The sequence below is a fragment of the Brenneria uluponensis genome (assembly GCF_032395385.1).
Lineage (GTDB): Bacteria > Pseudomonadota > Gammaproteobacteria > Enterobacterales > Enterobacteriaceae > Prodigiosinella > Prodigiosinella aquatilis.
In genome coordinates this window covers 2434140-2455739 of the sequence record NZ_CP135917.1, presented here as the reverse complement: position 1 = coordinate 2455739, position 21600 = coordinate 2434140, and the positions used below count along the sequence as shown (strand labels likewise).

At 48.7% G+C, this 21600-nt stretch carries 20 protein-coding genes; 8 read left to right on the top strand and 12 right to left on the bottom strand.

From position 1 onward, the window contains the following. The first annotated feature begins 92 nt into the window (after positions 1–92). Complete coding sequence (gene fumC, locus RS889_RS11225) at positions 93–1496, top strand: class II fumarate hydratase (RefSeq protein WP_315710776.1); 1404 nt, start codon at positions 93–95, stop codon at positions 1494–1496. Positions 1497–1640: 144 nt separating this feature from the next. Here the strand turns inward: fumC and tus are convergent, their stop codons facing one another. Both tus and RS889_RS11215 read right to left on the bottom strand, forming a co-directional pair. Continuing rightward, the gene (gene tus / locus RS889_RS11220; protein WP_315710775.1) at positions 1641–2579 is read right to left on the bottom strand and encodes a DNA replication terminus site-binding protein; all 939 of its coding nucleotides are present in this window, start codon (positions 2577–2579) and stop codon (positions 1641–1643) included. Between the two features lie 124 nt (positions 2580–2703). Then, positions 2704–3960, bottom strand: coding sequence for an MFS transporter (locus RS889_RS11215; protein ID WP_315711016.1), 1257 nt, complete (start codon positions 3958–3960; stop codon positions 2704–2706). A gap of 139 nt (positions 3961–4099) precedes the next feature. Here RS889_RS11215 and RS889_RS11210 point away from each other — a divergent pair, with 139 nt between their 5' ends. The 3 genes from RS889_RS11210 to bioD all read left to right on the top strand — a co-directional run bounded on the left by RS889_RS11210 (position 4100) and on the right by bioD (position 7186). Further along, positions 4100–4993: a LysR family transcriptional regulator gene (locus RS889_RS11210; RefSeq protein WP_315710773.1), complete on the top strand. Its 894-nt coding sequence runs from the start codon at positions 4100–4102 to the stop codon at positions 4991–4993. A 141-nt stretch (positions 4994–5134) separates the two neighbouring features. Then, positions 5135–6352 carry a sugar metabolism global transcriptional regulator Mlc gene (mlc, locus tag RS889_RS11205; RefSeq protein WP_315710772.1) on the top strand — a complete coding sequence of 406 codons (1218 nt, stop codon included), beginning with the start codon at positions 5135–5137 and terminating at the stop codon, positions 6350–6352. A gap of 168 nt (positions 6353–6520) precedes the next feature. Beyond that, positions 6521–7186: a dethiobiotin synthase gene (gene bioD / locus RS889_RS11200; RefSeq protein ID WP_315710771.1), complete on the top strand. Its 666-nt coding sequence runs from the start codon at positions 6521–6523 to the stop codon at positions 7184–7186. A gap of 76 nt (positions 7187–7262) precedes the next feature. Here the strand turns inward: bioD and RS889_RS11195 are convergent, their stop codons facing one another. The 8 genes from RS889_RS11195 to RS889_RS11160 form a co-directional block, all read right to left on the bottom strand. After that, the gene (locus tag RS889_RS11195) at positions 7263–7631 is read right to left on the bottom strand and encodes a DUF1283 domain-containing protein (RefSeq protein WP_315710770.1); all 369 of its coding nucleotides are present in this window, start codon (positions 7629–7631) and stop codon (positions 7263–7265) included. A 241-nt stretch (positions 7632–7872) separates the two neighbouring features. Beyond that, positions 7873–8952 (bottom strand): AI-2E family transporter, encoded by a 1080-nt coding sequence (locus RS889_RS11190; RefSeq protein WP_315710769.1) that lies wholly within the window; start codon positions 8950–8952, stop codon positions 7873–7875. After that, positions 8949–11714: a cation-translocating P-type ATPase gene (locus RS889_RS11185; RefSeq protein ID WP_315710768.1), complete on the bottom strand. Its 2766-nt coding sequence runs from the start codon at positions 11712–11714 to the stop codon at positions 8949–8951. The genes RS889_RS11190 and RS889_RS11185 overlap by 4 nt, the downstream gene beginning before the upstream one ends. 109 nt (positions 11715–11823) lie before the next feature. Then, positions 11824–12573, bottom strand: a complete 750-nt coding sequence (gene ydfG, locus RS889_RS11180; protein ID WP_290182928.1) for a bifunctional NADP-dependent 3-hydroxy acid dehydrogenase/3-hydroxypropionate dehydrogenase YdfG — start codon at positions 12571–12573, stop codon at positions 11824–11826. Positions 12574–12596: 23 nt separating this feature from the next. Then, entirely contained in the window at positions 12597–13652 is a 1056-nt protein-coding gene (locus RS889_RS11175; protein WP_315711014.1) for an aldo/keto reductase, read from the bottom strand. Positions 13653–13747: 95 nt separating this feature from the next. Then, positions 13748–14974, bottom strand: a complete 1227-nt coding sequence (locus RS889_RS11170) for a glycosyltransferase family protein (protein ID WP_315710767.1) — start codon at positions 14972–14974, stop codon at positions 13748–13750. A 16-nt stretch (positions 14975–14990) separates the two neighbouring features. Then, positions 14991–15818: a mannosyl-3-phosphoglycerate phosphatase-related protein gene (locus RS889_RS11165; protein WP_315710766.1), complete on the bottom strand. Its 828-nt coding sequence runs from the start codon at positions 15816–15818 to the stop codon at positions 14991–14993. Between the two features lie 267 nt (positions 15819–16085). After that, positions 16086–16358 (bottom strand): YjbD family protein, encoded by a 273-nt coding sequence (locus tag RS889_RS11160; RefSeq protein WP_021016026.1) that lies wholly within the window; start codon positions 16356–16358, stop codon positions 16086–16088. 293 nt (positions 16359–16651) lie between these two features. Between RS889_RS11160 and RS889_RS11155 the strand changes: the two genes are divergently transcribed. Both RS889_RS11155 and RS889_RS11150 read left to right on the top strand, forming a co-directional pair. Continuing rightward, complete coding sequence (locus RS889_RS11155) at positions 16652–16951, top strand: hypothetical protein (RefSeq protein ID WP_315710765.1); 300 nt, start codon at positions 16652–16654, stop codon at positions 16949–16951. Beyond that, positions 16938–17633: an AzlC family ABC transporter permease gene (locus RS889_RS11150; RefSeq protein ID WP_315710764.1), complete on the top strand. Its 696-nt coding sequence runs from the start codon at positions 16938–16940 to the stop codon at positions 17631–17633. Before RS889_RS11155 ends, RS889_RS11150 begins: the two co-directional genes overlap by 14 nt. Before the next feature lie 249 nt (positions 17634–17882). Here RS889_RS11150 and RS889_RS11145 read toward each other — a convergent pair whose 3' ends face one another. Both RS889_RS11145 and RS889_RS11140 read right to left on the bottom strand, forming a co-directional pair. Further along, complete coding sequence (locus RS889_RS11145; protein ID WP_315710762.1) at positions 17883–18131, bottom strand: cupin domain-containing protein; 249 nt, start codon at positions 18129–18131, stop codon at positions 17883–17885. Between the two features lie 130 nt (positions 18132–18261). Further along, a complete protein-coding gene (locus RS889_RS11140; protein WP_425475125.1) occupies positions 18262–18867 on the bottom strand; it encodes a transglycosylase SLT domain-containing protein in 606 nt (201 codons plus the stop codon). Between the two features lie 219 nt (positions 18868–19086). Here RS889_RS11140 and RS889_RS11135 point away from each other — a divergent pair, with 219 nt between their 5' ends. Both RS889_RS11135 and gap read left to right on the top strand, forming a co-directional pair. Continuing rightward, positions 19087–20052, top strand: coding sequence for a GlxA family transcriptional regulator (locus tag RS889_RS11135; protein ID WP_315710759.1), 966 nt, complete (start codon positions 19087–19089; stop codon positions 20050–20052). Positions 20053–20132: 80 nt separating this feature from the next. Next, the gene (gene gap / locus RS889_RS11130) at positions 20133–21143 is read left to right on the top strand and encodes a type I glyceraldehyde-3-phosphate dehydrogenase (protein WP_315710758.1); all 1011 of its coding nucleotides are present in this window, start codon (positions 20133–20135) and stop codon (positions 21141–21143) included. Positions 21144–21600: the final 457 nt, after the last annotated feature.

The window sequence follows — 21600 nt, the reverse complement described above, 5'->3', positions numbered from 1 at the left end:
TTGCAATCATGGTAATGCTTTATGTGCCGCGATACCAGACGATGTAACGGTGATTCTGCTATTCGATCAACGCGTTATCCAAGGGGAAAATAATGGCAGCTACACGTATCGAGAACGATTCTATGGGATCAATAACAGTGCCTTCTGAACGGCTATGGGGTGCGCAGACACAGCGATCTTTAGAACATTTCCGTATTTCCGAAGAAAAAATGCCACAAGCATTGCTGTATGCACTGGCTCAAACCAAGCGATCGGCGGCGAAAGTCAATATTGACCTGGGACTACTACCGGAGGCGCGTGGGAAGGCCATCATTCAGGCCACTGATGAAGTGCTGGCAGGGGACCATGCTGGCGAATTTCCTTTGGCCATCTGGCAGACCGGTTCCGGGACCCAGACCAACATGAATATGAATGAAGTCCTGGCTAACCGGGCTAGCGAATTACTGGGCGGCGAGCGGGGCAATAGCCGGTTGGTGCATCCAAATGATGACGTTAACAAGAGCCAGAGTTCCAATGATGTCTTCCCTACGGCGATGCATGTGGCGGCGGTTATTGCGCTAACTGAACATTTGCTCCCGGCATTACGAACATTACAACAGACGCTGACCACCAAAGTTGGGCAGTTTAGCAACATTGTGAAAATTGGCCGTACGCATTTACAGGATGCCACTCCGTTAACTCTGGGGCAGGAGATTTCTGGCTGGGTCGCCATGCTACAACATAGTCACCGGCATATTGAGAACAGCATTCCCCATTTGTGCGAGTTGGCTCTGGGAGGAACTGCTGTGGGAACCGGACTGAATACCCATCCGGAATATGCCACTCGAGTGGCAGCCGAGTTGGCCGAACTGACAGGGCATCCTTTTGTGACTGCACCGAATAAATTCGAAGCCCTGTCAAGCTGCGACGCTTTGGTTCATGGACATGGCGCACTGAAAGGATTGGCTGCCTCGCTGATGAAAATTGCCAATGATGTACGCTGGCTATCTTCTGGCCCCCGCTGCGGTATTGGTGAATTACGCATTCCGGAAAATGAACCAGGAAGCTCGATTATGCCTGGTAAAGTCAACCCCACTCAGTGCGAAGCCATGACGATGCTTTGTTGTCAGGTCATGGGGAACGATGTTGCCGTTAATATGGGGGGCGCTGCCGGTAATTTTGAGCTCAATGTCTTCCGGCCAATGATTATTCATAATTTTCTGCAATCGGTTCGTTTACTGGCCGACGGGATGAACAGCTTTAATGTGCATTGTGCGGTGGGTATAGAGCCGAACAGAGACAGAATTACGCAGTTACTGAATGATTCACTGATGCTGGTTACGGCGTTAAATACGCATATTGGCTACGATAAAGCCGCAGAAATTGCGAAAAAAGCCCATAAAGAGGGGCTGACATTAAAAGCTTCTGCACTACAGCTAGGGTATCTGACCGATGAACAGTTTGAACAATGGGTTCGTCCCGATGATATGGTCGGTAGCCTGAAATTGAAATCATAGAGGTCATGCTGACGGGTGACCCCGCCGGTGAGCGATGTCAGCTTCATCATTTCTATTTGAAACCTGAACGTTTACATGCAGGTAGATAGCAACACATTTGTGACAGTGTCACTTCGGCTATGACTTATAGCGAACGCATTACCGTTATGACACTTCTTCATCGGTATACAGGTGCAGGCGGGGGATAAGTAGACGCAGCGCTTTCGCCTTGGGTTTGTGTTTGTACTGAATGTTATCTACATCGTAATCGTTCAATTCTCCGATCGTTGGTTTTGAGTCGCCGTACTCGTGCTGACAAAGCACAATCAATGGCGATGGACAGGGATGTTGTACCTGTTTTTGTTGCTCCTGATACCAGACTCTGGCGATAGGCTGAACCTTTACTGGTCGCTTTATTTTCAGTGTCGCCTGTTCTGGCAGGCGTTTAACATCCGCTATTTCCTGTTCCAGTAACTCTGACCATTGTGTTTTGCTATAAGGGGCCATACTACGGCCGGTTTTTAGGCTTTTTTCTAATTTTTCCAGTAGTTCATCCCGGCTGATGTTCTTGATAATATTTTTGTTGGCCCAGCCAAAACGTACGGAGGTGGGGTTGGTAATCAGCGTAATGGTTCGATAAACGCTTAATGTGATTAACCCTCGTAAGTGGGTATGCACGAAATCAAAGCGTTGTTCTGGCTCCAACCCGGATTCAACGGTAATCATGTGTTCCAGCTCTTTTTTCAGCGCATTGATGGTGTCAATCAGCTGATAGGCTTGCAGATATTGTTGATGATCGACGGAAAAGCACAACGCTCCTGGCAAGCGAATGGCAGCTTTACTGCTAATTGATTCTGCGTGATGGTGGATAAACAAACGTTGGAAATGCGCCAATCCCAGTTGGCAAGCCGCAGAACCCATCAACGGGGTTACGGTTATTTGGGTTATTGGGTCATGTTCTTTACCTTTTGGGATGTCTGGTAAAACAAAAACGCTCCCCGCCAGTAACTGGAAACCAGAAAATAGAGAAACCATTTCCGTCAAATGATATTCCAGAGTGGTAAAACAGGTATTCATTCGAGCTATCAGATCGTAGCGTGACATTATTATCGAACCATTTAGTTACAACATACATTAATATATACTTTAAATCCCCCACTTAGACAATGAGTTCATTATCGTTAAGCAGGGGAAAAAGGATATTCAGGCCATCATTACATGGATTTTATTATGACAGGCGCGGCAGTAATTTGAGGCGATAGCTGATAAACAATGCAATGAAAAGCAAGACTATCAAGAATAACGTAACTCCTGTCCAGCCATAGGCATACCAGAAAATACCGCCGGTGGTACCCGCCAGACTAGAACCAAGATAGTAAAAAAACAGGTACATTGATGATGCTTGTCCTTTACCCCGTCGAGCACGTATACCAATCCAACTGCTGGCGACTGAGTGGGCCGAGAAAAAACCAGCGCTGAACAGCATCATACCGATCAAAATGATCGCTAATGATGAAAAAATCGTCAATATTAAACCGAACATCATCAGTAATACTGCCGCGATTAATACGGGTCCACGGCCAAATCGGACGCTCATGGCTCCCGCACGAGGTGAACTGTAGGTGCCGGTGAGATAGACCACTGACAGTAAACCAACGACAGCCTGGCTCAGGTTGTACGGGGCGGAAAGCAAACGATAACCGATATAATTGAAAAGCGTGACAAAGGTGCCCATCAGTAGGAACCCTTCAACAAACAGCAGCGGTAGACCGTCATCCCGCCAGTGCAGTTTTAAATTAACCAGTAAGAATTTTGGTCGTAATGATCCGGCCCTAAAATGGCGGGATTCAGGCAGAATGCGCCAAAAGGTCAACGCTGCCAGTAATGCCAATACGCCGATAGCACCTACAGCCACCCGCCACGAGAAAAAATCGGTCAATACGCCGGTAATCAGACGACCACTCATTCCCCCAATAGAGTTACCACTAATATATAGCCCCATGGAAAAAGCCAATACGCTGGGGTGTATTTCTTCACTAAGGTAGCTCATGGCAACGGCGGCAACGCCGCTCAGCGATAATCCAAGCATGGCACGCATAATTAACACGGCATGCCAACTGGTCATAAAGGTACTGATCAGAGTACAAATTGATGCCAGCAGTAGAGAAACCACCATTACATTTTTACGTCCTACCGTATCCGATATCGGCCCGGTAAACAGTAAACCGACCGCCAACATAATGGTGGATATGGATAATGACAGACTGCTGGTTGCCGGTGATATACCAAAATCGGCCGAAAGCACGGGCAAAATGGGTTGTACACAATACAGCAACGCGAATGTTGCCAGACCGGCGGAAAACAGTGCCAGTGTGACTCGCATAAAAGCGGGAGTACCTCGTTTGATAAAAGGGGTTTTCACTTTGTGATCGAACGTGTGTTTCTCACGGTAATCCTGAATGTCATCAATGACGGAAACCGGCATTCCCTGGGAAGACAGCGGGGTACTCAAAATAAATCCTTATCCAAGCTGGTACAGCAATAATCAATTAGTGATGGGGATCATAGGATTAATCGATTGTTTTGTATAATATATTAATAATAATAAATGATATGTTTAAAATATGAATATTGAACTACGACATCTTCGCTACTTCATCGCGGTCGCCGAGGAACTACATTTTGGACGTGCAGCTGAAAAACTGCGGATCTCCCAACCACCGTTGAGTCAGCAAATACAATTGCTGGAAGCGCAGATTGGCGCCAGGCTATTAGAGCGCAACAATCGAACTGTACGTTTGACGCCAGCCGGCACCCAGTTTCTAAAAGAAGCCTGGGCTATCATCAATCAGGTCAATCAGGCCGCAGAACGGGCTGCCCGTATCCAGCGGGGAGAGATCGGCGAACTGAATATTGGTTTTACCTCGTCAGCCCCATTTATCAAGGCCGTGTCACAAAGTTTGCTGCACTTCCGTCAATCCTACCCGGAAGTGCATATCCAAATGCAGGAAACCAATACCAAGCAGCAAATTGAACCATTACTCAGCGGCAAACTTGATCTGGGAGTAATGCGTAATAATCCTTTGCCGGATGCACTGCGCCATCAATTGTTACTACATGAAGCGATGGTCGCGGTGGTTCATGAGGAACACCCGCTCGCTTCGACACCGGGTAGAACCATTAGCATTCAGCAGTTAGCAAACGAACCTTTTGTTTTTTTTGCCCGTGAAGTCGGCACTGCGCTTTACGATGAGACACTGACCTTGCTGAAAAACTATGGCATCACACCGTATATTACGCAGGAAGTCGGTGAGGCAATGACCATTGTTGGATTGGTGTCATCAGGATTGGGCGTGTCTCTTCTTCCCGCTTCATTTATGCGTATCCGGGTGGATGGCGTGAAATATCTGTCGCTGTCTGAACAGGATGCCATCAGTGAGGTGTGGCTGGTTACTCATCGAAATCGGCCAATCAATACAGCGGCACAGACGCTTATTTCACTTATGCTGCGTCAATAATGTCGTAAATGTGTGCAGCGAATCACATAACGAATCAAATATTTGACGGCTTTTCATAAAAACTACACCATAGCGACAGTTTTTTTATTTTGCAGTGTAAAAAATACCAACAATGCGTTAAAAACCAGGAGTCAGGTCAGAGTGATAGCCAGCGGTCAGCCCGGACATATTGATCAAATCAAGCAGATGAATACGGGAACGGTTTATAGATTGATTGATCAACATGGACCCGTGTCACGCATAGAATTATCCAAAAAGGCTAAGCTCGCGCCAGCCAGTATTACCAAAATTGTCCGGGAACTGATGGAAGCCCATCTGGTGCAGGAAACAGAGTATCAGGATGTTGGCAGTCGGGGCCGTCCCGCCATCGGACTGATACTGGATACCGAGGCTTGGCACTACCTTTCAATCCGGATCAGCCGCAATATCATTACCCTGGCGCTGCGTGATCTGAGCAGTAAACTGGTGGTTGAAGAGACGGTATCATTACCCACAGAACACCCACAACCTTTACTGAATCGAATTCTGCTGGAAATCGATCAGTTCTTCATTCGGCATCAGAAAAAGCTCGAACGTCTCACCGCGATTGCTATTACTGCTCCAGGGATGATTGATTCGACCACTGGCATTATCCACCGGATGCCATTTTATGATGTCGAAGAGATGGCCATCGGCCCGGAATTATCACAACGAACCGGCGTTCCTGTGTTCTTGCAGCATGATATTTGCGCCTGGACAATGGCGGAAGCATTGTATGGCGCTTCCCGCGGATGTCGGAACGTCATTCAGATTGTTATCGATCATAACGTAGGGGCGGGTATTATCACCGATGGACGGATTCTGCATGTTGGCAGTCGTAATCTGGTGGAAATTGGCCACACGCAGGTTGACCCGTATGGCAAACGTTGTTACTGCGGTAATCATGGCTGTCTGGAAACCGTTGCCAGCACTGAAAACATGCTGGAACTAGCCCAACAACGTCTTAATACCTCCATGAGTTCCCTATTACATGGATCGCCGCTTACGGTTGATTCATTGTGCGAAGCAGCACTAAAAGGTGACCAACTGGCAAAGGACATTATCATCGGGGTAGGGAACAATGTCGGTCGCATCGTGGCCATTATGGTAAACCTGTTTAACCCTGATAAAATCTTGGTAGGCTCGCCCTTGAACAAGGCGTCAAGTATTCTCTATCCAGCAATTATGTCGTGCATTCAACAACAATCGTTGCCAGCTTACAGTCATAATCTTCACGTAGAAGCCACTTATTTCTATAACCAGGGCACAATGCCGGGTGCCGCACTGGTCAAAGATGCTCTCTATAACGGATCGCTGTTGGTGAAACTGTTACAGGGATAATCTTCCCCGTCAGACTTTTCGCAGAAATACCATTGATTTCCACTGAAAAACAAAACATTGAGCTAACGCAAACTGCTCTGATCTCCCTTAGCCTAGACTTTGGTTCTCAGCAGTCTGTTCAGGCTCTTGGTCTATGTTTTCAGATGGTACTTCTGGAGTGGTGTTTTCATGTTAAAACGCATGTTTGTTACTGGTACTGATACCGCCGTAGGTAAAACGGTTGTATCCAAAGCGTTATTACAAACGCTATCGAAAACCCAAAAGGCAGTAGTGGGTTATAAACCGATAGCCAAAGAGTGCATGGAAACTGCAGAAGGGCTACGCAGCAAAGATGCGCTCATTCTGCAACAGGCATCAACGTTGGACCTTCCTTATAATCTCATCAATCCAATTGCTCTACTGGAAGATGAGATCAGTGCCAGCGAAACACCGATTAATTACAGTGCCATGACTGAAGGTTTGCAACAACTTAGTAATCTGGCAGATGTGGTCATTGTCGAAGGCAGCGGCGGCTGGCGTACACTCATGAACGACATGCGTATATACTCTGAATGGGTCGTGCAGGAACAATTACCCGTCGTGTTGGTGGTTGGCATCAAGCTGGGTTGTATCAGCCATGCACTGTTAACCGCACAGGCCATATTGAATGATGGTCTGCCACTGGTTGGTTGGGTAGCCAACCGTATCAATCCTGGTCTGGCTAATTATGCTGACATCATTAATGCACTGCGTAAAAAAATCCCGGCCCCGCAGCTAGGCGAATTACCTTATTTGCCTCGAGCGGAACAGCGGGATTTGTCCTTCTATATTGATCTTTCCGCCATCAATCAATAGTGTTTACTGTATCGAAAAGATGTTTGGGCTATCACTGCTTCCTGCCCTAAAAAGGAACAGGAAGCAGGGGGCGTGTTTACGGATTAATCGGACGACCGGTTCTACGGTCCAGACAACGTGCGGAAGAACTTTCCCAGTAGGCATTAAAATTGCTGCTATTTTTACATCTTTCGGCAGAATCAAGCGCCCTATCTTCACGATCGATATTTCTTAACTGACGATCTGCCAATTTTTCTTCGATCTTCACTTTTTTGTTACGTAGATTTCGAGTCTCGTTCCGATCTTCTTTACTCTGACGAACAGCTTCTTTTGATATGGCGCTATTACCATTATCAATAATAATCTGGTGTGTTTCAGCAATACTGGGAGTGCTAATACCAGCAAACACAACCAGCGACAGAGGAATCAAGGCACGCAGCAATGATGTGGGAAATTTTCGATTCATGTTGTCACCCTGACAAAACAGTTTTGGTTAATACAATTAATTAAATACAAGCGCTTATTTAACAACAAAGGAGATATACCATTCCTGATATTGATGAAACCATCATCCGCTTGGTGAAAATATCAAAAACGCAGGGAAAATCCTAATATATTCATCTCAGAAAACGGGAAAATTGTAAGTTAATAGCTTGGAGAATGGATGTAGCGAACTGAACTTGGCGCTGTTACGTCACAAGTGCCGGTCAGGTTGATGAGATCCCAGCTCGCGCACGCCAGATCTCGAACGCCACCATGGTAAGCGCGAGTACGACTGGACCGACAAAGAATCCCACCACGCCAAACACGACGACCCCGCCGATCAGCGCAATCAGCAGCGGCACAGTATGCAAGCGCAGGTATTTGCCGACGATGATCGGATAGAGTAGGTTGTCCGCGAGCCCGACCACGGCCGCGCCCCAGACCACCAGCAGCAATGCATGTCCCCATTCACCGTTGAGCAGCAGGAGCAGTGCTGCTGGTGCCCAGATAATCGGTGGTCCTAGCAGCGGGATAATCGACAGCAACCCCATTACGATCGCCCAAAACCAAGCCGCCGGCAGATCGAGCCACCAGAACATGAGGCCACCGAGAGCACCCTGGACGATACCGGCGAGCACCTTGCCATACATCGTCGCAAAGATAGTGTCGCTGACCACGCGGAAGACCCGTTCCGTTTCGGTCTGCGACAGTGGCAACAAAGATCGAACGCTCGCAAGCAACTCGTCACGATCCCGCAAAAAATAGAAGAGGAAGAAGAACGTCAGAACGAATTTGATCGTTCCCACGAACGATGACTTTACCGTAAAAGAACCGATCGCAGTCAGCACCAATCCCGCACGCTGCAACAAATCGCCGAGATCCAGGCGCTGTCGCAGCCACTCCCATGCCGGTGCGATCCAGACATGCTGAGAGAGCGCTTCGTCCCAGACATTGGACTCGATCTGTGTCCGGAGAAGTCTGTATCCGCTGAGAGCCTCGTCGATCATGCTGGGGATGACCATGCCGGACGGCACTATCAGTAGCAACGAGAGTATGGTGACGGACAGCGAGGCCGCGGCAGTGGGCCAGTGAATGCGACGGACAATCCAACGGTGCAGCGGCCAGCCGATCACCGCAAGCGCCGTGGCCCAAGCCAGTGAGGTAATGAATGGTCGCGCGATCAGATAGCATAGCAGCAATGCCAGAACGGTGAGCGCGAGCAATGCGAGGTTGGACAATCCACGCTCGGACCAGAAGCCCGCAGCAGATGGTTGCTGGCGATTGACGGGATCGGACTCGTTCATGGTCTTCGTGCCTCTCGTTGCGTTGCCATTGCGTCGTGTGCGGACTTACCTCGCCGACGCCAGAAGTGCTTTTCGAGCGACAGCACCGGTAGCCCGGCCAGCGCGACTAGCGTGGGTGCGATCCAGTCCGTCGCGTCGAGTGGATGGGTGTGGAACAGTGCGTTCAGTGGCGGCATATAGACGAAGCACAATTGTAGTACGAGCGTGGCGGCGATCCCGAAATAGACATAGCGGTTGCTGAACAGCCCAATGCGGAACGCACTCTCCGTCAGCGACCGACAATTCAGCAGGTAAGCGCACTGGAACAGGATTATCGTCGTAACGGCTACTGTCTGCGAACGCGCGAGCACGGGCGCAATGCCGGCCGCGAGGTCGGAGTGGTACTCGTAGAAGAACAGGCTCATTGCACCCATGGTCATCAGTGCGCCGACCAAAAACGTGCGAAAAACCAGGAAAGGTCCGATCAACGGTTCGTCCGGTGGTTTTGGTGGGCGGTCCATCAGGTCCGGTTCTCGGGCTTCGAACGCGAGCGGTAAGGCGAGGGCGATCGCCACGACAAGGTTGACCCACAGGATTTGCACCGGTTCGATCGGCATCTGCAAATGTCCGTCGACGATCGGGAAGAATAACACGGCAACCAAGATGATCATCGCCTGCCCAAGGCTCGTCGGCAGGATGAAGGCGAGCGACTTCAAGAGGTTGTCATAGACGCGGCGGCCTTCTTCCACCGCCGCGCTGATCGAAGCAAAGTTGTCGTCGGAGAGCACCATGTCGGCGGCTTCCTTAGCCACCGCCGTGCCACTTATTCCCATGGCCACGCCGATCTCAGCACGTTTCAGTGCCGGCGCGTCGTTGACGCCATCGCCCGTCATCGCTACCACCTGGCCATCGGCCTGCAGTGCCTTGACGAGCCGTAGCTTGTGTTCGGGCTCCACGCGTGCAAACACGTGCGTCTTACGTACCAGGGCGACGAGATTGGCATCGGAGGTCGTCTCGATCTGGTGGCCAGTAACAATTTGTGCACCATCACCTTCGCCGTCGAATAACCCGAACAGGGTGCCGATCGTACGTGCGGTAGCCGGATGATCGCCCGTCATCATCTTTACTACAATACCGGCGCGCTGGCAGGCGCGAACGGCCTCGATAGCTTCTTCTCGGGGTGGATCGACCATTCCCACCAGACCGAGCAGGCGCAGTTCACGCCGCCATGTGGCGTCTTCGAGGCTCGGGATAGTGTCGACCTGGGCAGTGGCGACACCAAGCACGCGCATGCCGCGTTCAGCCAGTGAATGCGCTGCCCCTTGGACAATGTCGAACTCAATCGACTGACCATCAATCACCGGACACAGCTTGGCCACCACCTCCGGTGCACCCTTGATGCAAACCAGCTGGCCACCCTTAGCGTTGGTATGTAAAGTCACCATGAACTGCTGTTCGGAATTGAAGGGAATCTCGTCCAAGCGCGCGTAAGCCTCGCGCAGCTCGTCTTCATTGAGCTTCGCCTTGCGCGCGGCAACGACGAGCGCACCTTCGGTAGGGTCGCCGACGATCTTCCAGCGACCGCCATCGTTTTCCAACGTGGCGTCGTTGCAAAGAACAGCAGCGCGCAGCAGTTCGGTCGCCACTGCGGACGCGGCAGGTGCCAAATCATCGTTATTATGCAGTTCACCTTCGGGCGCATAACCGGTTCCAGTAACTGCGACGGTTCCCGTCGGTGTCCACAGCGCTTTGACGGTCATCTCGTTGCGCGTTAGCGTTCCGGTCTTGTCGGTACAGATGACAGTAATGCTGCCGAGCGTCTCCACTGCAGGCAAATGGCGGATGATCGCTTTGCGCAGCGCCATCCGTCGCACACCGATCGCCGAGGCGATCGTGATCACAGCTGGCAGCCCTTCGGGGGTTGATGCAACCGTCAGCGTGATCGCCGCCAGTGCGCTGTGGATCAACGGGTACTCGCGCAGCAGTCCGACGACGAAGATCAGCACGGCGACCATCACGATCCCCAGCGTGATCGTCCGCGCCATGTGGCCTAGCCGGCGTGTCAGCGGCGTCTCCAGCTCGACCGTTTCGCTCAGCAGTTGCGAAATGCGGCCGAGTTCGGTACGGGCACCGGTGGCGATGACGATGCCCTTCGCGGTGCCGGCAACGACCAGCGTGCCGCCGAACGCCATTGAGCGCCGATCGCCAAGCACCGCCTCGGCCTTCACCGGTGCTTCGAACTTACTTGCTGGCACCGACTCACCGGTAAGCATTGCTTCTTCGACTTGTAGCCCGTTGGTTTCAAACAGCCGGACGTCGGCCGACACCTGATCGCCTGGCTGTAGTAGCAACACGTCGCCAGGTACGAGTTCATGTGCGGGTACAACGGTCGCATCGCCGTCGCGCGTGACAGTTGCCTGCTGCGGCATTAAGTTGCTCAATACCTCGATAGCTTTGCTCGCACGCATTTCCTGCGCGAAACCAACCAAGGTGTTGATCACCACGACCGTCAGAACGACCACTCCGTCGGTAACCTTGCCCATCAACGCAGCGATCAGCCCGGCGGCGATCAGCACGTAGATTAACGGGTCGGACAACTGACGCAGCAGGATCTTAAGCACACCGCGGCGTGGTCCGCGCTCGATATAATTCGGCCCGTGCTTGTTCAACCGAGCCAAGGCTTCCGTCGATGACAGGCCGTCGTCGGAGCTTTTCAGTATACTGAAGGTCTGTTCGACCGGGAGTGCGTGCCATGTAGGCAGAGGATCGGATGAATTTTCCATTTAAGTACCCTAATGTACCCATCACGCTCAGTGTCCCTCTGGAAACCAAACGTGATGTTTTCTCTAAAAATCGGCTGAAGTAAGCAGTATTAGGGTAAAACCCACGCTATCACTCGTCTCGATACACCTTCAACCCAGCGAAAGTCTGGTTGACCGGCATCATTTCCAGTGTGTTGATGTTAACGTGTGCAGGCAGAGTAGCAACCCAAAATACCGCTTCGGCGATATCATCCGGCATCAGAGGGTCTGCTTTATCATAAGTTTGATGAACTTTGTCCTCATTACCTTTAAAACGCACCGCCGAGAACTCGGTACCACCGACCAGTCCTGGTTCAATATTGGTCACTCGCACACGGGTACCAAACAGATCGGCACGCAGCCCCAGGCTGAACTGACGTACAAACGCTTTGCTGGCACCGTACACATTGCCGCCGGCATATGGCCAGTTACCCGCAGTGGAACCCATATTAATAACATGGCCAATATTACGCTTTACCATATCAGGCAACAGTGCGCGGGTCACAAAGACCAGCCCTTTATTGTTGGTATCGATCATCGTTTCCCAGTCATTCACATAAGCCTTATGAGCGGGTTCTAAACCCAGCGCCAGCCCGGCATTATTCACCAGAACGTCGATGTTACGCCATGCAGCAGGTAACGACGTGATAGCCTGATCAATTGATTTTTGATTGCGAACATCTAAACGCAGGGTATGCAGAGACGCTCCCAGTTCATCTTTCAGTACATCCAAACGCTCCTGGCGACGTCCACAGGCGATAACCTTATGACCTTCTTTAATAAATCTTCGGGTAATGGCTTCACCAAATCCGGCTGTGGCACCAGTAACAAAAATAATCATGCTGTTTTCCTCTAACGGCTATTTCATTTTTTCAGATAAGGGGCGATCAACGATAAATCAGCGGGGGAAAGACGATCAGCGGCGGTCTGAGCCTGATGCCAATAGGGATAGATCAGTGGCGGGCGACTGACTTCATCCAACCGTGCAATCTCTTGCGGGTTAAGTACAATATCCACCGCTTTAAGATTATCCTCTAATTGATCATCCGTACGAGCACCGATGATCACTGAACTGACCGACGGGCGAGATAATAGCCAAGCTAGTGCAATCTGCGCCGCCGAAACACCATGCTGCCCGGCAATCTCGACCAGCACATCGACGATATTGTATAACAAACCTTCATCCCGAACCGGTGGCTCATTCCAGTGTTCCAGATGCCGTGTCGTACCATCGGGTGCCTGGTCACGCCGATACTTCCCGGATAGCAGCCCACCGGCCAGCGGACTCCATATCAATACGCCGACGCCTTGATCCTGCGCTATAGGCAGCAATTCATACTCTGCTTCCCGAGACTGTAGCGTGTAATGAATTTGCTGGCTTATTGGGCGCGCGGTACCTGATTTTTCAGAAAGATGTAACGTTTTCATCAGGTGCCAACCGGAAAAATTGGAAATCCCGACATAACGAACCTTACCGCTGCGTACCAGATAGTCCAATGCGTCAAGCGACTCTTCCAGTGGTGTCAGGCCATCCCATTCATGCAATTGATAAAGGTCGATATAATCCGTACCCAATCGCTTCAGACTGGCTTCACAAGCACGAATAATATGATGGCGTGATGACCCTCGGTCATTCGGTCCATCGCCCATGGGAAAACGAGCTTTACTGGCGATCAACACCTGGTGGCGTTTTTCCTTGATTGCCTGACCAAGAATTCTTTCCGATTCACCGCTGGAGTAAACATCAGCGGTATCAAACAGATTTATCCCGGCATCAATACAACGATCAATCTGGCGACGCGCACCTTGCAGGTCCGTGTTTCCGGTTTTCGCAAACTTTCCCTGACCGCCAAATGTCATGGTGCCCAAACTCAGGACTGACACTTTGAGACCGGAGTGGCCTAACAGACGATATTCCATCATTTAACTCCCTGATTGGTTGCAAGACAGTAATGACTCTGTGCCACTTTATACAAAAAATCCAGTAAAGTGATACCGTAGCAATCACTGAATATTCATCCGTCGTTGATTTCCTGATTGTCTGCCTCAACAGCCTCATAAAGGCGTTCCAGAATATCGGGGAATGCTGACTGAACCCGGCTCCAACTGGGAACAAACGGTTTATCGCCGGGGCTTTCGCTATAAATCTGGCCGGATAGGGTAATAACATCCGAGAACAACTCCACCGCAGACTCTTCAGTATGACGATCAAAATGCAAACCATTCATACGCGCATCATGTTCAAATGCATCGATCATATCCAGCGCTGTTCGGTAATAGGTGGCGCGCAGTACCCGGAATGAATCTGTAGTAATATTCACCCCCTGAATCGCCAGCTTACGATACAGCGCTTTGGTGATATCCAGCGCCATGCGTTGCAAGCCAGACGTTGGATCTGTTTCCGACATCGGCTGGTGCTTGTGATCATAATTATCAGCGATATCCACCTGGCAGATGCGGCTGATTGACGTGCCTCGGTAAATTTCCGACAGCACGCCGATTTCCAGCCCCCAATCACTGGGTATTCGCAAGTTACGTAGCACATGGCTGCGCATGGCGAATTCTCCTGACAGGGGATAACGGAAACTGCGCATATACTCCAGATAGTCTGAATTACCGTAGACACTACGTAACGATTTCAGCAGCGGAAACACCAGCAAACGCCCGACACGCCCATTCAACTTTCCTTCAGCTACCCGAGCGTAGTAACCCTTACAAAAGTCGTAATGGAAGTTTGGGTTGGCGACCGGGTAGAGCAGCCGGGCCAACATGCTACGGTCATACGTGACAATGTCACAATCATGTAGAGCGATGCAAGACGAACGCCGTGAAGCCAAAGTGTACCCGACACAAAACCAGACATTACGTCCTTTGCCTGGTTCCATCGGCGCCAACTCTTTTTCGGCCAATTCCTGACTTAACGCCGTAAGGCGAGGGCCGTCATTCCATAAGATACGGTGCCGTTGTGGCAACCGAGAGAAAAACGTGCGTGCATGTTCAAACTGATCACGATCGGCACGATCTAATCCGATCACTATTTCACCGAGATAGGGAACCTGTGCCAATAGGTCAATAATCTTACTAAGCGCCGGTCCCTCCAGTTCAGAAAACAGGGAAGGGAGGATCAGTCCCATACTGTTCTGCCCGGAAAAAACCTGTAGTTCATATTCAAGCTCTTCCACACTGCGCTGAGTAAGATTATGAAAGTTCGTAATAATGCCATCCTGATAAAAATCACTCATACCGGTTCCCCTCACGTTAAATAATCGACTCGCCATCAGCGAGAAAATGGTTAAGGCCTTCACTCCATCCTGACGGGCCAGATTGCTGAGTGAGGTATATCTTATTATGATTTTTTTGTGACATTGTCACGTGCAAGTGAGATTTGTTTTTGATAATGACAGCGTAATCAGTGGATTCCAGCATTGAGACATCATTCGGGCCATCGCCCAACCCAATTGTGAGCATTTCTGTTTTTCGTTGTTGCACATACTGTGATGTCAGCCAATTGACGGCATTTCCCTTGCTGACACCACGACCCATCACATGATAAAAACGGCCACCCTGTGTCAAAGACAAGCCGTATTTCTCCAATGATTGCCGGAATCGACCTAAAGCGATGTCATCATCAAACCACTGCAACGGTTCAGAAGCTTCACGTTGACGGGCTAATGCAGACTCCTCGATCCCCAGACCGGTGATATCGGAGACCTTCTCATCATCCATGTCAGAGAATCCTTGAAAATCAAATTGATACTCTTTATGTAATGTGCCTAATACCTGGCAGATAAACGAATAGTCAGCATTAAAAATCTTACGGGGATAATCGGGATGTGATGACCAACTGCGCGGTAAAGTAACAAGCGCACCATTTTCAGCGATAAAAGGATATTCATGCAGTCCCATTGCTTGCTGTAGTGGTACCACTTCAGCAGCCGTTTTACTGCTTGCAATAATCACTGGTACCTGATGCTGCTGCAACCGGACCAGCCAGGGAATTGCCGGTTCCCAGCTATAAGTATCGTGGTCCAACAGAGAACCATCCAAATCGCTAAAAACTATCAACGCAGAACTCAATTCAGGCATTCAATCTCCTTCTGGTTCTGAACCGTTTCCCAATTGGAGAGGTATGTATCGTATCAATATGATAAATATAATAAAAATCACATTTACTTATTCTATATAAGAATAGCGGTTATCATAATTAACGCCAACAAGCATGAAACAGCGAGAATAGAGAAGGGGAACTAAATCAGTTTTTTCAATAAGATATTGGATAATAAAGGTAACGCGGCCAGCGACGTGAATTTACGGCATAGCCACCATAAACTCACATCGTCAACAATAACAAACCTAGCGGCGGCCACGCAGATGAATGTTGGCAGACCATTCGTAAGTCACGGAAGTATCAGGTTTGAATTTGTTTTTCTTTCTACGCGCGGTGAGTTGCTTCGCGGCAGTCTCGCGCTCCTTCATGAGGTTATCGATGTAGTCATCTTTAATATGATTGTTTTCAGAATTAGTGAGCGGACGTCCGTGTTTTTTTCTTTCCTGATCGAGCAGTGTCTTAAGTTGACGCTGTTCACTTTCCGTCATGTCCTTCTGGGTCAGTCTGGGTTCTGGCATGAGAATCGGCCTGATAAAAGAGAGGGTGCTATCATTGTAGAGGAAAACAGCGCTGAACTCATAAAAATCGGAAACTGTGTGATCAAGCGTCCATATCAACTGCGCTAGCTAGGTAGTCTGTAATCTGTTTTTGCTTTGTTCTGATATCACTGCAAATTATCATTCTGAAATAATTCTTAACAAACATGCCATGAACACATTGTTTACTTTTTATTAACCAATGCTATTTTTAAACTAATTATGGAATTTTGATATGCATTATGGTCAATAGACTGATGACGGGTTATTACTCTATGGAAAATAATTATTTATCAACACAAATGTATTCTTTCCGTAAAAATTATTACCTTCATATTAATAATTTATATCAATCAATATGTAAAAATATAGCAGAGGGAAGCAGGAAACAATTTATAAATACGTGGGATAACCTTATCATTGATGATTATCTGCAAGAGAAGACCCTCCGGGAACGGCGTATTTGTAAAGCAGTCGTAGAGGAGTTTATTCCCCGTTACAGCACAGAGTTTTATCTGAAGAAAGCAACTGATTATCAGCAAAAAATAGAGATGATGCGTAATGCTGCCGCCTGATTCCAAAATGATACCTGGTAGCCAGAGTGAGATTTTACAAGGGGTAGGGGATGCTTTGCCATTTGTATTTACGCTTTTATTGTCATTCAGCATGATTGGACTGCTGAGTTATCAACAAGGGCTGGGTTTTTTCCACAGTTTATTATTCAGTGGAGCACTAATGTCAGCCCCTCTACAGATGACGTTACTAGAGGTTTCGCAACATACTCTGTCATTTGTGATGGTGTTAATCTCTGCGTTAAGCATCAACCTGCGATTTATGGTATTTACGTTGAGTTTACGCGGCAGCATGAAAGAAGGAGTGGCTGGTTATATTCCTTCCATTCTGGTTATGGCGAACGCGGCGTTTACCCTGATGTCGTTACGCAGGGAACAATATCCGCTGACCCGTCGTTACTGTAATACAGTGAGTTTCACACTTTATGGCACGGCGCTGACCGGAACCCTGGTCGGTTATTTTTTTGCTTCTGTAGCGGGAAAAGATTTTGCTGAAAATATAACGATTATCGTGGCTATCTTTATCGCTTCTTCTTTGGGAAAAATGGGCAAAGACAGAGACCAATTGTTAGCACAAATTGTGGCGCTTCTTTCCTGCGCAGTCAGTTTATGGTGGGGAGGCGTTATCAATCTGATGATGGTTCTCGCCATCACGCTTTTAATAAGTTTTTGCTATGACCGATAAGCATTATTTTTGGGTTTTTATTAGCATGTATTTCTACTTTCTCTGGGGTGCTGGGGTTACGGTACCCACAAAACGTCAGATTCTGTCTGATTCTATGTTGGTGCGCATAATGTATATTATGTTAAATATGATTTATGATGATGCACCAGGCAACTATTACGGTATTACGCCTCTCCTGCCTCATCCGGAGCCGCATCCACACTATAATGAACGGCCAACCAAATCGTTGGTTTTTGGGGATCTGTCCATTCAACACGATGCCGGAATATTCACAACCCGCACATCAGATTCATTTTCAAATCGTAACCCGGCAGAACCTTGTAACACCGTTACCCACTCGCTTTGCGGCTGACAATACCAAAATCCTGGTGGACTCGATTGCCCGGTTGAAATAATTCTCTCGATGCGAATATCTGGCCGCGTGAGTAATACCTCGAAAGTTTCAGCTTCTCTTCCAAGAGCCGCTTCAGGAAAATTGGTGAGCAAATTGGTTGTCATTCAACTATCTCCTTTCGCTGCGTATTTTTCATCTTTCTATGTGATCGCGCTACGTGAATTCTGCTGCATTGCAGTACTGATGAAATCTTAGAATTCACGTAGCGCATCCGTCTATTTAATACGTTAACGACTATAAACCGGCATAGGCCTTCTCAACTTTCGCCATATATCTCGGTGCCTGAGGTGCTGGATGATGTTGACGGATATGCCAGCTAAAAGCTGCCGGTGTCAGTTGATTAATCATCCGAATAGCAGCTTGCCGGTTACTTGAAAAAGTCCGCAACAATGCCCCCGCACCGTTGACATAGGCTACTTCGGTTGCGTAACGCCGCGTGACCGGATTGTTGATCCAATTTAGTTGTTGATGCTGCAACGAGCTGATATACGCCGTTCCCAGGTCAATATTGGTTTCCGGATCCAGTAAATCGTCGTCATCAGGACAGCCACGTTTACCTTTGTAACGGTACGCATCACAGCCACTGGTGGACGCTTTAAGTTGCATCAAACCGATTGCATTTGAAGGACTTACCGCTTCTGGATTAAAATTGGATTCGACCTGGATGATCGCCTTAATAAGTTTTTGATCAACTTTATAATTGTCAGCAGCTTCCTTAATCTCATCATCATAGGCGTGCGGGTCATATTTCTTATAATGAGGTTTGCTGGAGCAGCCTGCCAAAATCATCAGTATGATAAACATGCCTAATCGTGACGAATGTTTGAGTAGTGAAGTCATGGAATTACCAAGGTTAAATAAGCAAAAGTAAGTACGTGATTTCGGACACTGACAAGATACCGTTATCGTTACCGAGGGTCATATATTAAATGGCGTTTTACGCTGATCTCGTTTACTAAAAGTGCGAATATCTGCGTCAGTACCCTGCTCTCTGTCTATCCGGTTTATCATAGACATCCATCACTTGACATATTTAATACAAATTGTATTTTTAATGCCATGCTTACATTTCTGATTATCGTCCCGGATGGGGGCTTGTTGTTCGAAGCGGCGGGTATCGCCGACATTCTTATGCAGGCGAATTGCCTGATGCCAAATTCGGCCTATCAGGTGACCGTTGCCACCACGCAACCGCATCATGTGGTTCACGGTGCGTCAGGCTTGAACCTGCTGGCCGACCACCGACTTTGCGATCTCAACCCTGAACTTCCGCGTGATACCATCATGATTACCGGCAAAGGCCTGACCGAAGAAGAAGGCGCCAGCGTCGTTGATTGGATTCAACGTGCGGCGCCCCACACTCGGCGTGTGGTTTCCATCTGTAGCGGTGCAATGCTTTTGGCTAAAACCGGTCTGCTTGACGGACGTCATGCCACCACGCATTGGCGACTGCTCGATACTTTGCAAGCCGAGTTTCCTCAGGTCACGGTCGAGCGTGGTCCGATCTATGTTCAGGATGGGAATGTTTGGACGTCAGGCGGCGTCAGCTCTGGTTTTGACCTTACTCTCGCTCTGGTTGAGGACGACTATGGGTTCAATCTGGCTCGCGATGTAGCACAGGATCTGGTGATGTTCCTCCGCCGCCCTGGAGGGCAGTCACAATTCAGCCGCTATCTTTTGAATCAGGCCAGTGAAGGGCCGATTCGTGATCTTCAGTCCTGGATTTCTGAAAATCTTGCTGATGACTTATCTGTCGAAAATCTGGCGGAACGCGTTGCCATGAGCCCGCGGAATTTCACCCGTGTGTTCACCCGTGAAATCGGAATTACCCCGGCTAAATATGTTGAGGAAGTTCGTCTGAGTGCCGCCAGACAACGGCTTGAACAAACGAAACAAAACATCGAACACATCGCGTTCACTACTGGGTTTGGCAATGGCCTCAATCTGCGGCGTGTTTTCGAAAGAAATTTGCAGCTCACACCAACAGAATACAGAGAACGCTTCTACTCACGCCTGATGGCGTAAATTGATTCTTTATTGTCATTTACGCCAATCTCCTTTCGCTCTACATTAAATGCAAGTCAGATAACAAAGGGGTATTGATCATGGTCAAAGTAGGTATCAATGGATTCGGCCGGATTGGCCGAAATGTCTTGCGCGCCGCGCTGGGTCGTAACGATTTCCAGGTGGTTGCAATTAATGATCTCACCGACAGTAAGACTCTTGCCCATCTTCTGAAATACGATTCATTATCCGGCACGTTAAAAGCTAATGTCGAAGCTGGTGAAGGCCAGTTGCTGGTCGATGGCAAAGCCATCCGGGTTTTCTCCGAAAGAGATCCAGCAGCGATTCCATGGAGTAGCGTTGGTGTTGATATCGTGATTGAAGCTACTGGTTTCTTCACTGAAAAAGCCAAAGCTGAAGTGCATATCATCAAAGGTGGCGCGAAACGTGTCATTATTTCCGCACCGGCTAAGAACGACGATATCACTATCGTCATGGGTGTGAATGACGGGCAGTACGATCCGGCCAAACACAAAGTGGTCAGCAACGGCAGTTGCACAACAAATGGTTTGGCTCCGGCTGCCCAGGTTCTACATCAAACCTTTGGGATTGAGCACGGGTTGATGAACACCACTCACGCCTATACCAACAGTCAGGCGTTGCACGATCAACCTGAAAAGAATCTACGTGGTGCGCGTGCCGCCGCGGTTTCGATTGTCCCTTATTCCAGCGGTGCGGCGAAAGCGATAGGTAAAGTCATCCCGGAACTAGATGGCCGCATGACCGGCTATTCGCTGCGGGTTCCCGTTCCGGTGGTCTCCATCGTCGATTTGACCGTAAATCTGAAACGTGAAGTGACAATTGAAGAGATTAATGCGGCGTTCCGTAACGCCGCTGAATCCGGCCCGCTCAAAGGCATTCTGGGCTACAGCGAAGAACCACTAGTATCAAGCGACTACCGCGGCGACCCGCGCTCATCCATTATCGATGGACTTTCTACACTCGTCATCGGTGGTAAGCTGGTCAAAATTCTTGCCTGGTACGATAACGAATGGGGCTTTTCAAACCGTCTGGTTGATCTGGCCCTGCTGATGGAAAAACGAGGCTTATAATCCCTTTTCTCCCTGCTAGACGTTTTAATGAATACCGCCTTTTGGCGGTATTTTTACATGACTTACAGATGAGCGCTCTGTTTTAAATTATCTACTGTATGTTGTAACTAATAATGGTTGTTCTACCAATTTATGATTGTGTGATACCGATCGAAACTAACGCCTTAATTGTGCCAATTTTTATTAGTGCAATATTAAGTTATGAAATTTTATTACTAATGGCATTTTATTATAAAAAAATTTATTTACCGAATATACATCTACAGCTGTCACTATTCTATTAGATCGTCTGCATATCGCCATGCGACAAACCTTGTATACTCAAGCTACCTCAATATGCAGGATATAGCGTGCTTATCACCATCGTTGTGGAATATAACCGAAGGAATGGTATTCCCTTCCAATGGGAATTTTCGACAAGTATCACTTGTCACTCAAATTGCTGCCTGTCTTTTTA